This is a genomic window from Streptomyces sp. JH002 (genome assembly GCF_050916115.1).
GTDB lineage: Bacteria > Actinomycetota > Actinomycetes > Streptomycetales > Streptomycetaceae > Streptomyces > Streptomyces xiamenensis.
The window spans coordinates 2,062,715-2,077,142 of record NZ_CP087989.1 but is presented as its reverse complement, the minus strand read 5'-3'; the positions used below and the strand labels follow the sequence as shown (position 1 = coordinate 2,077,142).

Here is a 14,428-nt window from a genome sequence, read left to right as displayed (position 1 = left end):
GAAGGAGCGTCTCCACCCCGTGGTAGTGTTCTACTTGTTCCCGCAAGGGGGCAAAGAAACACAAAACGGCGCGGGGTGGAGCAGCTCGGTAGCTCGCTGGGCTCATAACCCAGAGGTCGCAGGTTCAAATCCTGTCCCCGCTACTGCCTGAGGGCCCGGGAACCAGAAATGGTTCCCGGGCCCTCTTCGTTGTTGTGCGACGGCACTTGGGGCGCGTGCGGGTGCGACCGGCGCGCGTCGTACGCCAATTGTTCCTCCATGGCTGGTCAAGGCTGGTCAACTCGCTGTGTCGTTGCGGCCGTTCTGTCAGTGCTTGACGGCATACTGCGTGACGACGGACCGATGCATCCGGATTCGCTCCCAACTCCACTCCTGCTGAGGCGTTTGGATGTATCCATATCGGGAAGTCGACAAAACGCTCAAGTGACTTCACTGGCTGCGGTATACCAGGTGTACGCAGGTTTCAGGTGGTGCGATTATGGACCTTATGGGGGACAAGGCAGGGTTCGAGAGCAGCCATGCGGCCGCGCTGGAGGGCGCGCGGCTGCTGCGCTTGGGCGAGCTGGAAACCGCTGAGCCGCGCCTGCGGGCCGCGGCGGCGGAGGGGGAGCGATCGGCCGCCAACAATCTCGGCGTGCTGCTCGCCCAGTCCGGGCGGGCGGACGAGGCCGCCGAGTGGTGGCGGATCGCGGCCGTCGCGGGTTCGGCACCGGCCGCGCACGCGCTGGGCCGGCACCACCGCGAGCGCGGCGACGAGACGGCGGCCGAGTTCTGGCTGCGGCAGGCGGCCGAGAGCGGCCACGCCTCGGGCGCGTTCGCGCTGGCCGCGCTGCTGGACCACCGGGGCGCGGCGGAGGCGGCGCGCTGGTTCCGGATGGCCGCCGAGCGCGGGCACCGGGAGGGCGCCTACCGCTACGCCACGCTGCTGGCGCGGGCCGACGGCGGCCCGGCCGCCGAGCCGTGGTTCCGGCAAGCGGCGGCGCGCGGGCACCGGGGCGCGGCGCTGCGGCTGGGCGCGCTGCTGGAGGCGGACGGCGCGCTCGCCGAGGCGGGCCGCTGGTACCAGGAGGCGGCCGAGGCCGGCGAGGCGAAGGCGGCCAGTGCGCTGGGCTTCCTGCTGCGGGACGCCGACGAGGCCGACGGTGCCGAGCAGTGGTGGCGGCGCGCGGCCCGCGACGGTGACGGCCCGGCGGCCAACGCGCTGGGCGCGCTGCACGCCGAGCGTGGCGAGCGCCAGGAGGCGCAGCGCTGGTACCGGGCGGCGGTCGAGGCCGGCGACATGAACGGCGCCTTCAACCTGGCGCTGCTCAGCGTCGAGGCCAACCGCATGGCGCAGGCCGAGCAGTGGTACCGGCGGGCCGCGTACGCGGGCCACCGGGAGGCGGCCAACGCGCTGGCCGTGCTGCTGCTGCAGCGCGGCGACGCGGCCGGTGCGGAGCCGTGGTTCTCCAAGGCGGCGGAGGCGGGCAGCGTCGACGCCGCGTTCAACCTGGGCATCCTGCACGCCGGGCGCGGCGAGACGGCCCTGGCGCGGCGCTGGTACGAGCAGGCGGCGGCGGCCGGGCACGCGGAGGCGGCGCTGCAGATCGCGGTCGGTCTGCTGCGTCCCGGCTCCTCGGAGGCCGATCTGCGGCGTGCCGAGGAGCAGTTGCGGGTGGCGGCGGACGGCGGGAGTGTGGAGGGCGCGTTCCGGCTGGCGGTGCTGCTGGAGCGGCGCGCGCTGCGCGCGGCCGGGCCGGAGCAGGACGCGGAGCCGGGCGCTGCCGAGCCGGGTGCGCGGCCGGGCACCGAGCACGAGGAGTGGTACGAGCGGGCGGCCGAGCGCGGCCACCGGCGCGCGCAGGTGCGGCTGGGCATGTGCGCGGCGGGGCGGGGCGACGTGGTGACGGCGGCCCGCTGGTACCGGGCGGCTGCGGAGGCCGGCAGCCGCAACGGCGCGTTCAACCTGGGCCTGTTGCTGGCCAGGGAGGGCAGCGAGCCGGAGGCGGCGCTGTGGTGGACGCGGGCGGCGGAGGCCGGCCACGGCCGCGCCGCGCTGCGCCTGGCCCTGCTGGCGTCGCGCAGGGGCGACCTGGACGCGGGCGGTATCTGGTGCACCCGCGCGATGGAGCTGGGCCCGCCGGAGGTCGCGGAGCGCGCCGCCCGCCTGCGGGAGGCGCTGCGCCAGGAGCTGACGGCCTGACGGCCGGGGCCGGCGGACCGGGCGGTGGCCCGATCCGCCGGCCCTCACCGGCCCTGACCGAGGCGCGTCGGTGCGTCACGGGTTGGGCGGAGGGCCGCCTCGTCCCGGCGTGTGACGGGGCAGGTACGGGCCGGCACCCGTCGATGGCCGGCCCGGGCATCAGGCGCCATGGGGCGCTGATCGTTCCGGGTCCGGGCACCGGGCTGCGTCGGCGCGTGTGGTCCCGTGGGGTCCGTGATGGCACCGTCGGCCCGGCGGTTCAGTAGCGGGCGTCCAAGGCGTCCACCAGGCGGCGCAGTTCGCGGGCACCGCGCCGGGACATCGCGGCCAGCACCGTGTCGAGCCGCTCGCGGGCCTCCCAGGGGTCACCGCAGCAGGCCCACTCGGTGCACAGGCCGGTCTCGTACAGGTCCCACTGGCGCCGGTCCGGGTGCCGGACGAAGTCCCGCCAGCGTTCCCACGCCCGGCCGGCCGAGCCCGGCCACAGGCGGGCGTCCCGGCGTTCCACCCGGCGTATCTCGGCGAGCGCGGACCCGGAGAGTCCAGGGATCGTTCTCTCGCGGTCTCCCGGCCGGGGACGGCGCGGAAGACCGGCGCGGACCCGGCCCGGCCGGCTACGCGGCATCCGCCTCGCTGGTGATCGTCATACCGGTCATCCTCGCAGATGCGGGAGAATGGCGGGGTGGGTGAGTTCGCCGTTGCCGCAGACGAGGTCCGGATCGCGTATCAGGTGTCCGGCGCCGGGGAGCCGCTGGTACTGCTCGCCGGGCAGTCCAACAGCCATCAGTGGTGGGACTCGGTGCGCGCGGACTTCGCCGCCGCGCACCGTACCGTCACCCTCGACTGGCGCGGGACAGGTGACAGTGACAAGCCCGATGTGCCGTACAGCACCCGGGGGTTCGCCGGTGATGTGATCGCCGTGCTGGACGCGCTCGGCATCGGACGGGCCCACGTGTACGGGACATCCATGGGCGGCCGGGTGGCCCAGTGGATGGCGGCGGCGTACCCGGACCGGGTGCGGTCGCTGGTGCTGGGCTGCACCTCGCCCGGCGGGCCGCACGCCGTGGAGCGCGGCAACGACGTACGCCGCTCGCTGGCTCAGGGCACCCCCGCCGAGATCCGGCGCGCGCTCATCGACCTGATGTACACCCCCGGCTGGACGGCCGCCCACCCCGGTCCGTACGCGACGCTCGGCGACGGCGCCATGCCCGGGTACGCCAGGCGGCGCCATCTGCTGGCCAGCAACGGGCACGACGCCTGGGACGCGCTGCCCGCCATCGGCGCGCGCACGCTCGTCCTGCACGGCACCGAGGACCGGTTCAACCCCGTGGCCAACGCCCCGCTGCTCGCCGGCCGGATCCCCGGGGCCCGGCTGGAGCTGATCGAGGGAGCGCGGCACGCCTACTTCGAAGAGTTCTCGGCCATCTCCTCGCCCTTGGTGCTGGACTTCCTGCGCTCCGGGGACGACGCGGGCGCGTCGTAACCGCGCAGCGGCACCTGGCGGATGAACCAGGCGAGCACGAATCCGGCCGCCGCGATCACCGCCGCCCACCAGAAGGTGGCGGTCACGCCTTCCGTCACCGCCCGCTGGAAGATCTCGCGGGACTGCTCCCGCAGGGACTTCAGCAGTTCGGGGGTCATCTGGGTGACGTCGGAGCCGAGTTCTCCGGCGTTGCCGGTGACGTGCGAGGTGTAGACGGCGCCGAGCAGGGAGACGCCGAGCGAACCGCCCATGTTGCGCAGGAAGGTCACCGCGCCGGTCGCCGCGCCGACATCCTTCGCGGGGGCGCTGTTCTGGGCGATCAGCGTGGTGGTCTGCATCAGGCAGCCCATGCCCAGGCCCATCAGCACCATGTACAGGGCGACGGTGGTCTTGGAGGTGTCCGTGCCGATGGTGGTGAACAGCAGCAGGGCCACCGCCATCAGGGCGGTGCCCGCGATCGGCAGCGCGCGGTAGCGGCCGGTTCTGCTGATGAGCTGGCCGCCGGCCAGGGACATCACCATCGCGGCGATCATCATCGGCATGAGCAGCAGCCCGCTGTTGGTGGCGGAGGAGCCCTGGACGAACTGCTGGTACTGCGGCAGGAACGTCACCCCGCCGAACATCACGAAGCCGACGACCAGGGCGAGTGTCCCGGCGAGGGAGAAGTTGCGGCTGGTGAACACCGACAGCGGCATCACCGGCTCGGCGGCCCGGCGTTCCACCGTGACGAAAGCGGCGAAGGCGAGCACGGTCAGCGCCGCGAGCCCGAGAATCTGCGGGGAGCCCCAGGCGTACTCGGTGCCGCCCCAGCTGGTGATGAGCACCAGGGCCGTGATCCAGGTGGTGAGCAGCGCCGCGCCGCTCCAGTCGATACGGGGGCGGGCCGCGCCGGTGGCGGCGGCGCCGCGCGGCAGCCGGGCCAGGGTGAGCCAGCAGACCACGAGGGCGACCAGGCCCAGCGGGAGGTTCACGTAGAAGGCCCAGCGCCAGCTGAAGTTGTCGGTGATGAAGCCGCCGACCAGCGGGCCGCCGATCATGGCCACCGGCATGACGGCCATCATCATGCCCTGGTACTTGCCGCGTTCGCGCGGCGGCACGATCTCGGCGATGACGGCCAGTACGCCGACCATCAGGCCGCCGGCGCCCAGGCCCTGGAGGGCGCGGAAGGCGATCAGCTCGGCCATGTTCTGGGCGGCGCCGGCCAGCACGGAACCGATGAGGAAGATCACCACGGCGGTGACGAAGGTGATCCGGCGGCCGTAGAGGTCGCCGAGCTTGCCCCACAGGGGGGTGGCGGCGGTGGAGGCCAGCAGGTAGCCGGTGGTGACCCAGGCGAGATGGTTGAGCCCGCCGAGGTCGCCGACGATGGTGGGCAGCGCCGGGGCGACGATCATGTTGTCGAGCATCGCCAGCGTCATGGCGATGATCAGACCACTCATCGTGAGCATGATCTCGCGGGGTGTGAAGGAGGGTGCCGCGGGGGTTTCCTGGGGCGTGGGTGAAGCCATGAGGGTGGTCCGTCCAGCCGACTCGCACTTACCGGTCGGTCAGTAAGTTAGCCGAGGCCGATAGGGTGTGCAACAGGCGTTCGGGCAAGGTGCCGGTAAAGAAGCGGCGAAGGGCGGTAGTCATGGCAGGCGCGGGGCGCCGGTCGGGGCAGGACACCAAGGCCAGGATCCAGGAGGTCGCCCTGGACCTCTTCACCGAGCGCGGCTACGAAGCCACCTCGATGCGGGAGATCGCCGAACGGCTCGGCATCACCAAGGCCGCCCTGTACTACCACTTCACGAACAAAGAGGACATCGTCGTCTCGCTCCTCAGCCGGCAGCTGGCCGCCGTCGACGAGCTCATCGACTGGGCGGGCAAGCAGCCGCGCGGCCCCGAGCTGCGCCGCGAGGTCATCGAGCGCTGGAGCGCGCTGACCGCCCGGCAGGGTGTGCGGATGTTCCGCTTCGCCATGGCCAACCAGCACACCCTGCGCGAGCTGAAGCCGGGCCGTGAGGGCATGTTCCAGCGCTTCCAGCTGCTGTTCGACGCGGTCACCGACCCGGACGCCCCCCTGGAGGAGCAGTTGCGCACCCGGCTCGCGCTGCTGACCGTGCAGATGAGCATGATGGCGGGCCGGGACCTGGACGCGACGGACGAGGAGCTCGCGGAGGCGGCCCGCAAGCTCTCCCTGGACCTGCTCGGCCTGCGGGCCGGCCCCGGCGACTGTCCGGCCGATCACGTGACCGCTCCGGGGCCGACTCATTGATGTGGTCATGGGACGGGGTGATCCGCGTGATGCCGAGTGGGAACGGCTGCGGCCGTTCCTGCCGGTCGGCAACAGGCGTCGTAGACCGGTGACGGGACCACCGGCAGGTGACCGACGGGATTCCGCACCGGGTGCGCACCGCGGTGCGGTGGCGTGACCTGCCCGAACGGTTCGGTCCATGGAAGACCGTCCAGGAACGCCGACGCCGACCGCTCCGGTTCCGCCTCGGCCGCCAACGTGAACTCCGCACCCGGACGCATCCAGTGATCGGTTCCCCACGGCTCGACCCACAGGCGGAGCATGCCGCTGCCCTCGTGCTCAAGCTCGCACCCTGGCCAGCGGCATGACCGCCGCATGAGACCTATCCGGCCGGGACGAACTCGTCGGTGACGTTGCCGACGTGGTCGGGCTCCTCCACCACATCGAGGTGCAGTTCCGGGTTGCCCTCGGAGAAGTCCAGCTGGGACAGCTCGACCCACACCACGTTGGGGCTCGTGGTGGACTCGTAGAAGTACCGGCGCTCGGTGAGGTCGGCGACGGTGCGCCAGCGGGTGGTCGAGATGTTCGGCCGCACCTCGTCCGCCGTGCCGAACGGGGCGGAGGCGTTGCGGATCACGCTGAACATGTACGCCGCGGCTTGGCGCGCGTCCGAGGTGCTCGGAAGCTGCGCGGAGTAGTAAGCGGCGCGGGCGAAGCGGTCCGGCGAGTCGACGCCACCCGGCAACGGCTGGTCGCCGCCGAGACCTTCGTAACGCTCCTTCAGCTCCAGCTGCTGCTCGTACCACGGGGAGTTCGCCATCACGGTGTACTGCTTGCCCTCGTGCACGACGGCCTTGCCGTCGCGGAACTCAATGATGGCCGAGTTGCCGTCCTTGTCCGCGAGCGAGAGGTGGCCGGTCCCGGGCTTGCCTCCGAGGTCCTTCGGGATGAGCTGGATGTTGTCCTTCTCGATTCTCTTCACCGCGTCGGCGACGTTGTCGAAGCAGTCGAGCAGGCACTGGATCGCCCAGTAGAGCTCCAGCCCGGGGCGTGACGGGTCGCGGTCGCCGTAGTCCGATTCGGAGAGGTACAGCCCGCTGACCTGGAACCCCGCCTCGTTGACGCCGTCGACGGCGGCCTCGCGGTACATGAGCGCGACGACGCTGCCGAACTGCGAGGTCCAGGTGAAGTTGCCCGGCAGCGTGGGGGTGCTGGGCATGCTCTGGCGCTCCACACCGCGCGGGCGCACCGCCAGGATCGTGTCCGTCTCCTGGTACCAGTCCATGCTCCGCGCGACCAGGACGTTGCCCTTGGCGGGGCCGCCTTGCGCCATGCGGGAGTGACCTTGCGATGACCAGAGGATTCGTGTGCACATGGTGGGAATTGTGGGCGCCAGATGGTGGCTCGGGTGGTCGACCCGACCGATGTTCACTCAATCGGTTCTGGGCTCGCACGGCTCCGGGCGCGGGGCGTAGACGCGTGTCCCCAGGACGTCTGTGGGCGACGGGTGACAGCCGAAGCGACCCCCATGGGAATCGGTCGGGGCACCCCCGCCCGATGTCCACGCCAACGTCCCGGGACAACACACCTAGCAGCTGAGGTCGGCCGCCGGCAGCGTGCCGTCCCCAAAGTAGGCGTTCACCGCTTCGTCGGCACACGGCACCGGGGTCAGGCCGTCCGCGCCGCGCCCGTAGACACCGTGTGCGCGCAGCTCGGCGGTGAGCAGCCGGGAGCCGGTCAGCCGCTCGTGCAGGGCCACCCCGCCCGGGTACGGGGTGTTGACATCGCCGCGTGCCTGGAGCATCAGCAGCTCCACGTCGTTCCCGATGGCGACCTTCTCGCCGCGCGGCTCCGCCCAGAAGGCGCAGGCGGAGACGGCGCCCGCGACCGGGGCGAACACCGGCTCGGTGGCGCGCCGCTCCTCGATGCTGCGCCAGTACTCCTCGGCTTCGCGCGGGAAGCCGCCGGCCGGCCAGCCTGGGTCGGCGCACATGGTGAAGCTCGGCACCGCGAAGATCTCGTCGAGGTCCGGGGAGTTCAGGAGCGCGAGCCACATCTCCAGCTCCGGCCCCATTTCGACGGACTCGCCGGCGGCCGCACGCGCCAGATCGCGGGCGGCCGCGGCCAGCAGCGGGTCGTGCTCCTCGTTCTGGGAGAGCTGCCGCACGACGAGCCGCAGCGTTGCGGCGTCCACCCGGTAGGCGCCCACGGTGAACGGGGTCCGCTCCGCGTGCTCCAGGACTTCCCGCAGGACGCGCGCCGTCTCCGGCTCCAGCGCCGCCTCGGCGGATGCGCCGGCGTCCCTCAGCAGTTCGTACTGGGTCGCGGCCGGATCGGTGGAGCTGTCCAGCACGATCCGGCCCGCCCGGTCCGGGAACAACTGGGTGTAGACGGCGCCCAGATCGGCGCCGTAGGAGACTCCGTAGAACGACAGCTCGGACCGGCCGAGCGCCGCGCGGATCACGTCCATGTCGCGGGCGACGGCGGCGGTGGTGCCGTGCGGCAGCAGGGTCGCGTTGTCCCCGTGCTCCTGGCAGCGGCGGGCGGTGTCCTCGGCGGCGGACACCGCGCGGTCGAAGTCGGCGCGTGGTGTGGTCCGTTCCGGGATCTCGCGCGGCTCACCCGGTGTGCAGTCGAGCGGGGTGCTGGCGCCGGTGAACCGGGGGTCGAAGCCGATCAGGTCGTAGCCGTCGGCCGCGTCCCCCAGCGTTTCGCGCAGCCACAGCGGAAGGTCGAGCCCCGGGCCGCCGGGGCCGCCCGGGTTGCTCAGCAGGACACCCCGGTCCGCCGTGTCACCGGCGCCCTCCAGCCGGGAGAGGGCCAGCGTGATGGTGGCCCCGTCCGGATCGGCGTGGTCCAGCGGAACGGTCAGTTCCGCGCAGGTGCCGCCGGCCCGCGTCAGATGTGCGTAGCCGTCGGGGCAGGCGCCCCAGCGCACTTCCTGCTCCTCGAAGGCGGTGAGCGGGGAGGGGGCCGCCGCCCCGGTGGCGCAGGCCGTGCCGGCCAGGGCCAGTGCGGCCAGCGCCAGGCACAGCGTGGCGGCCTTGGTGGTTCGCATGGGTGGTCAGGTCCTCTCCTGTGTCGAGATGGGTCCGTTCGATTCCTCCGGTCGGATCCGGAGGGCCGATCGGCCCACTCGACGCTAGGAGCAAGTCGATCACCGCGGCAGGGGGCGGCCCGGTGCGTTCCCCGGGGGCTAACCCCCGGGAGCGGCTGCTCCGCCCGCCGCTTCGAAGGCCCCCGACGCCAGCCGGTGCAGCAGGGCCGCCGTCGTCTCGCGGTCCGGCGCGGCGCCCGGCCGCACCAGGCGCGGGGTGGAGTTCAGCAGGCCGAAGACCGCGTGGACGGCCGTCCGCGCCTCCGCCTCGGCCAGGCCGGGATGCACCTCGCGCACGATCTCCACCCACAGTTCCACGTACTGCCGTTGAAGCTGCCGCACCTGTTTGCGGTCCGCCTCCGGCACCCGGTTCAGCTCCCGGTCGTGCAGGGTGATCAGCGCCCGGTCGTCCAGCGCGAAGTCGATGTGCCCGGCGATCAGCGCGTCCAGTGCCTCGCGGGGCGGCAGCCCGGCCGCCCTGGCCTCGGCCACCCGCTGCCGTCCGCCGTCCCGCAGCCGGCTGCTGATGCCCACCAGCAGCTCGGTGAGCATGGCCTCCTTGCCGGCGAAGTGCCGGTACAGCGCCGGTCCGCTGATGCCGACCGCCGCCCCTATCTGGTCGACCCCGATGCCGAGGAAGCCGTGCTCGGCGAAGAGCCGGGACGCCTCGCGCAGGATCTGTTCTCTGCGGGTTCCGGCGGGTCCGGCGTGCGTGTTCATGGATCCGATTGTAGACAGTCCGGTTAGCGAGCGTTAACCTGACGCTCGGCACACCATTCCGCACAGCTGGTAAGGGAGGCCGAGCGATCATGCGGCAGGCACAGACTCCGCAGGCACCGGTGCTCACCAGCGCCGCAGACCCCGCCTCGGCGGCGTACGGCGCCAACGAGGCCGCCCACCGGGAGCTGGCCGCCCGGCTCCGCGAGAAACTGGCCACCGCCCGGCTCGGCGGCGGCGAACGCGCACGCGCGCGGCACACCGCCCGCGGCAAGCTGCTGCCCCGCGACCGGGTGGACGCCCTCCTGGACCCCGGTTCGCCCTTCCTGGAACTGGCCCCCCTCGCCGCCGACGGCATGTACGACGGGCAGGCCCCCGCCGCCGGGGTGATCGCCGGCATCGGGCGGGTCTCGGGACGGCTGGCCGTCATCGTCGCCAACGACGCCACCGTCAAGGGCGGCGCGTACTTCCCGATGACGGTCAAGAAGCATCTGCGCGCCCAGGAGATCGCCCTGGAGAACCGGCTCCCGTGCCTGTATCTCGTCGACTCCGGCGGCGCGTTCCTGCCGATGCAGGACGAGGTCTTCCCCGACCGCGACCACTTCGGCCGGATCTTCTACCACCAGGCCAGGCTGTCGGGCGCGGGCATCCCGCAGATCGCCGCCGTGCTCGGCTCCTGCACGGCCGGCGGCGCCTACGTCCCGGCCATGAGCGACGAGGCCGTCATCGTCCGCGACCAGGGCACCATTTTCCTGGGCGGCCCGCCCCTGGTGAAGGCCGCCACCGGCGAGGTCGTCACCGCCGAGGAACTGGGCGGCGGCGACGTCCACACCAAGACCTCCGGCGTCACCGACCACCTCGCCGAGAACGACGCCCACGCGCTGCGCATCGTCCGCAGCATCGTCTCCACCCTCCCCGCCGCGCCCGCGCCGCCCTGGGAGGTCACCGCGCCCGAGCCGCCGGCCGTCGACGAGGAGGGCCTGTACGGGGTGGTCCCCGCGGACCCGCGCACCCCCTACGACGTGCGGGAGGTCATCGCCCGGCTGGTGGACGGCTCCCGCTTCCACGAGTTCAAGGAACGCTACGGCCCCACCCTGGTCACCGGATTCGCCCGCATCCACGGCCACCCGGTCGGCGTCATCGCCAACAACGGCATCCTGTTCTCCGAATCCGCCCAGAAGGGCGCCCACTTCATCGAACTGTGCGACCAGCGCGGCATCCCGCTGCTGTTCCTGCAGAACATCTCCGGCTTCATGGTGGGGCGGGCGTACGAGGCCGGCGGCATCGCCAAGCACGGCGCCAAGATGGTCACCGCCGTCTCCTGCGCCCGCGTCCCCAAACTCACCGTCGTCATCGGCGGCAGCTACGGGGCCGGCAACTACTCGATGTGCGGCCGGGCGTACAGTCCGCGCTTCCTGTGGATGTGGCCCGGCGCCAAGATCTCCGTGATGGGCGGCGAACAGGCCGCCTCCGTCCTGGCCACCGTCAAGCGCGACCAGCTGGCCGCGCGCGGCGAGGAATGGCCGGAGGCCGAGGAGGAGGCGTTCAAGGAGCCGATCCGGGCCGGCTACGAGGCCCAGGGCAACGCCTACTACGCCACCGCCCGGCTGTGGGACGACGGCGTCATCGACCCGCTGCAGACCCGTACGGTCCTCGGCCTGGCGCTCACCGTGTGCGCGGGTGCCCCGCTGGGCGAGCCCGGCTACGGCGTCTTCCGGATGTGAATGAGGGAGCAGCAGTGGCAGCGAACGTGATGATGGAGAGCGTGCTGGTCGCCAACCGGGGCGAGATCGCGGTGCGGATCATCCGCACCCTGCGCCGGCTGGGCATCCGCGCCATCGCCGTGTACAGCGACGCGGACGCCGGGGCCCGGCACGTGCGGGAGGCGGACACGGCGGTACGCATCGGCCCGGCCCCGGCCGCCGACAGCTATCTGTCGATCGAGGCGCTGCTGGCGGCGGCGCGCCGCACCGGGGCCGCGGCCGTCCACCCCGGCTACGGCTTTCTCGCCGAGAACGCCGCCTTCGCGCGGGCCGTGACCGCCGCCGGGCTCACCTTCGTGGGCCCGCCGGCCGAGGCGATCGCGCTGATGGGCGACAAGATCCGTGCCAAGGAGACGGTCGCGGCGGCCGGGGTCCCGGTGGTGCCCGGCGCCTCGGGGGCCGAACTGGCCGCCGCCGCCCGCAAGCTGGGCATGCCGGTGCTGCTGAAGCCGTCGGCGGGCGGCGGCGGCAAGGGCATGCGGCTGGTGCGCGACGAGGCCCGCCTTGAGGAGGAGATCGGCGCCGCCCGGCGGCAGGCGCTGGCCGCCTTCGGCGACGACACCCTGCTGGTGGAACGCTGGATCGACCGGCCGCGCCACATCGAGATCCAGGTGTTCGCGGACGACCACGGCAACGTCGTCCACCTCGGCGAACGCGAGTGCTCCCTCCAGCGCCGCCACCAGAAGATCATCGAGGAGGCGCCCAGCCCGCTGCTGGATCCGGCCACCCGCGCCGCCATGGGCGAGGCCGCCGTCGCCGCCGCCCGCTCCTGCGGCTACCGGGGCGCGGGCACGGTGGAGTTCATCGTCCCCGGCGCCGACCCCGGCGCGTACTGCTTCATGGAGATGAACACCCGCCTGCAGGTCGAGCACCCCGTCACCGAACTCGTCACCGGGATCGACCTGGTGGAGTGGCAGCTGCGGGTCGCCGCCGGGCAGCCGCTGCCGCTGGACCAGGATCGGATCACGCTCACCGGGCACGCGGTGGAGGCCCGGCTGTGCGCGGAGACGCCGCGCGTCGCGCAGGACGCGGACGGGCGGCGGCACGTGGACTTCCTGCCCTCGGCCGGGCGGGTGCTGCTGCTGCGCGAGCCGGCGGGGGAGGGGGTACGGGTGGACTCCGGGCTGCGCGCGGGCGCCGGCGGCGAGGTCGGCACGGCGTACGACCCGCTGCTCGCCAAGATCATCGCGTACGGCCCCGACCGGGCCGCCGCGCTGGGCCGGCTGCGGGCCGCGCTGGGTGCCACGGTGGTGCTGGGCGTGGACACCAACGCCGGCTTCCTGCGCCGGCTGCTGGCCGACGAGCGGGTGGTGGCGGGCGCACTGGACACCGGGCTGGTGGACGCGGACGCTGCGGAGCTGGTGCCGCAGGAGGTGCCGCGGGAGGTGTACGCGGCGGCGGCGCTGCTGGCGCACGCCGCGCTGGAGCCGGCCCCGGATCCCGGCACCGGCTGGAGCGACCCGTTCGCCGCGCCGTCCGGGTGGCGGCTGGGCGCCGAACCGGCCTGGACACCGCATCCGCTGCGGGTGCCGGGGCGGGAGCCCGTCACGGTGCGCGTGCGCCCCGGCGAGGTACGGATCGGGGACGCCGACCCCGTGCCCGCCCGGCTGCTGTCGGCGCCCGGCGAGGCGGACGTCCACCTCGAATATGAGGGGTACACGTATCACTTCGCGTACGCCGACGGATGGCTCGGCCGGGACGGGGACAGCTGGCAGCCGCGCCCCTACGACGCGCTGGCCGCCGCGGCGCGCGGCGGTACCGAGGCCGGCGCCGACGCCCTCACCGCGCCGATGCCCGGCACCGTCACCGTCGTCAAGGCGGCGGCCGGCGACGAGGTGAGCGCCGGGCAGACCCTGCTGGTCGTCGAGGCCATGAAGATGGAACACCTCATCACCGCCCCGCACGCCGGCACCGTCACCGCCCTCGACGTCACCGCCGGCAGCACCGTCGCCATGGACCAGGTGCTGGCCGTCGTCGCCGCCCACCAGGACGAGGAGACCCCGTGACCGGCGAACTCCCCATGCGCGTCCCCGACGCGGGTCTGCCCGCCCGCGTCCGCATCCACGAGGTGGGCCCCCGGGACGGCCTGCAGAACGAGAAGACGATCGTCCCCGTCGCCGTCAAGGCCGAGTTCATCCACCGGCTGGCCGACGCCGGGCTCACCACCGTCGAGGCCACCAGCTTCGTCCACCCCGCCTGGGTCCCCCAGCTCGCGGACGCGGCCGAGCTGATGCCGCTGCTGGCGGACCTCGGCGACCGCGCCGTCCGGCTGCCCGTACTGGTCCCCAACGAACGCGGCCTGGACCGCGCCCTGTCGCTCGGCGTCCGCGAGATCGCGGTGTTCGCCAGCGCCACCGAGTCCTTCGCCCAGGCCAACCTCAACCGCACGGTGGACGAGACCCTCACCATGTTCGAGCCGGTGGTGAGCCGCGCGCTGCGCGCCGAGGTCCCGGTGCGCGGCTACCTGTCCATGTGCTTCGGCGACCCCTGGGAGGGGCCGGTACCGGCCGCTCAGGTGGTGCGCGTGGTGCTGCGCCTGCTCGACCTGGGGTGCGAGGAGATCAGCCTCGGGGACACCATCGGGGTCGCCACCCCGGGGCAGGTCACCGCGCTGCTCGGCGCGCTGGGGGAGGCCGGGGTGCCGCCCGGCCGGCTCGCCGTCCACTTCCACGACACCTACGGCCAGGCCCTGTCCAACACCCTCACCGCCCTGCGGCACGGCGTCACCACCGTCGACGCCTCCGCGGGCGGTCTCGGCGGCTGCCCGTTCGCCAAGAGCGCCACGGGCAACCTCGCCACCGAGGACCTGCTGTGGATGCTCCAGGGCCTGGGCATCGACACCGGCGTCGACCTGCGGCGACTCGTCGCCACCAGTGACTGGCTGGCCTCACACCTCGGCCGGCCCAGCCCCTCGCGCACCGTACGCGCGCTCTCCCACAAGGAGTCCTGACCC

12 protein-coding genes and 1 tRNA gene are annotated in these 14,428 nt (G+C 73.1%); 8 read left to right on the top strand and 5 right to left on the bottom strand.

The genetic code is table 11. The features are described from left to right. Positions 1-69: 69 nt before the first annotated feature. Positions 70-143: transfer RNA gene (locus H7827_RS09020), tRNA-Met, on the top strand. A gap of 344 nt (positions 144-487) precedes the next feature. Continuing rightward, the gene (locus H7827_RS09015) at positions 488-2,182 is read left to right on the top strand and encodes a tetratricopeptide repeat protein (RefSeq protein ID WP_386537504.1); all 1,695 of its coding nucleotides are present in this window, start codon (positions 488-490) and stop codon (positions 2,180-2,182) included. 259 nt (positions 2,183-2,441) lie between these two features. Here H7827_RS09015 and H7827_RS09010 read toward each other — a convergent pair whose 3' ends face one another. Further along, the gene (locus H7827_RS09010) at positions 2,442-2,690 is read right to left on the bottom strand and encodes a hypothetical protein (RefSeq protein ID WP_200368551.1); all 249 of its coding nucleotides are present in this window, start codon (positions 2,688-2,690) and stop codon (positions 2,442-2,444) included. A gap of 174 nt (positions 2,691-2,864) precedes the next feature. Between H7827_RS09010 and H7827_RS09005 the strand changes: the two genes are divergently transcribed. After that, entirely contained in the window at positions 2,865-3,665 is an 801-nt protein-coding gene (locus H7827_RS09005; RefSeq protein ID WP_432744028.1) for an alpha/beta fold hydrolase, read from the top strand. On the opposite strand, the gene H7827_RS09000 is transcribed toward H7827_RS09005, so the two are convergent. Next, positions 3,584-5,173, bottom strand: coding sequence for an MDR family MFS transporter (locus H7827_RS09000; RefSeq protein ID WP_432744025.1), 1,590 nt, complete (start codon positions 5,171-5,173; stop codon positions 3,584-3,586). The genes H7827_RS09005 and H7827_RS09000 overlap by 82 nt on opposite strands. 122 nt (positions 5,174-5,295) lie before the next feature. On the opposite strand from H7827_RS09000, the gene H7827_RS08995 reads away from it, so the two are divergent. Then, a complete protein-coding gene (locus H7827_RS08995; RefSeq protein ID WP_432744023.1) occupies positions 5,296-5,919 on the top strand; it encodes a TetR/AcrR family transcriptional regulator in 624 nt (207 codons plus the stop codon). Between the two features lie 107 nt (positions 5,920-6,026). After that, positions 6,027-6,266 (top strand): transposase, encoded by a 240-nt coding sequence (locus H7827_RS08990; protein WP_432744021.1) that lies wholly within the window; start codon positions 6,027-6,029, stop codon positions 6,264-6,266. A 14-nt stretch (positions 6,267-6,280) separates the two neighbouring features. Here H7827_RS08990 and H7827_RS08985 read toward each other — a convergent pair whose 3' ends face one another. The 3 genes from H7827_RS08985 to H7827_RS08975 all read right to left on the bottom strand — a co-directional run bounded on the left by H7827_RS08985 (position 6,281) and on the right by H7827_RS08975 (position 9,715). Further along, a complete protein-coding gene (locus H7827_RS08985; RefSeq protein ID WP_432744019.1) occupies positions 6,281-7,231 on the bottom strand; it encodes a linear amide C-N hydrolase in 951 nt (316 codons plus the stop codon). Positions 7,232-7,486: 255 nt separating this feature from the next. After that, positions 7,487-8,956 (bottom strand): alpha/beta hydrolase, encoded by a 1,470-nt coding sequence (locus H7827_RS08980; protein WP_432744017.1) that lies wholly within the window; start codon positions 8,954-8,956, stop codon positions 7,487-7,489. 138 nt (positions 8,957-9,094) lie between these two features. Next, on the bottom strand, positions 9,095-9,715 hold the full coding sequence (locus H7827_RS08975; protein ID WP_432744015.1) for an SACE_7040 family transcriptional regulator: 621 nt from the start codon (positions 9,713-9,715) through the stop codon (positions 9,095-9,097). A gap of 89 nt (positions 9,716-9,804) precedes the next feature. On the opposite strand from H7827_RS08975, the gene H7827_RS08970 reads away from it, so the two are divergent. The 3 genes from H7827_RS08970 to H7827_RS08960 are packed head-to-tail and all read left to right on the top strand — an operon-like array spanning position 9,805 to position 14,425. Continuing rightward, the gene (locus H7827_RS08970; RefSeq protein ID WP_432744013.1) at positions 9,805-11,436 is read left to right on the top strand and encodes a carboxyl transferase domain-containing protein; all 1,632 of its coding nucleotides are present in this window, start codon (positions 9,805-9,807) and stop codon (positions 11,434-11,436) included. Positions 11,437-11,465: 29 nt separating this feature from the next. Then, positions 11,466-13,481: an acetyl/propionyl/methylcrotonyl-CoA carboxylase subunit alpha gene (locus H7827_RS08965; protein ID WP_432747959.1), complete on the top strand. Its 2,016-nt coding sequence runs from the start codon at positions 11,466-11,468 to the stop codon at positions 13,479-13,481. Then, positions 13,478-14,425 (top strand): hydroxymethylglutaryl-CoA lyase, encoded by a 948-nt coding sequence (locus H7827_RS08960; protein ID WP_432744011.1) that lies wholly within the window; start codon positions 13,478-13,480, stop codon positions 14,423-14,425. Before H7827_RS08965 ends, H7827_RS08960 begins: the two co-directional genes overlap by 4 nt. Positions 14,426-14,428: the final 3 nt, after the last annotated feature.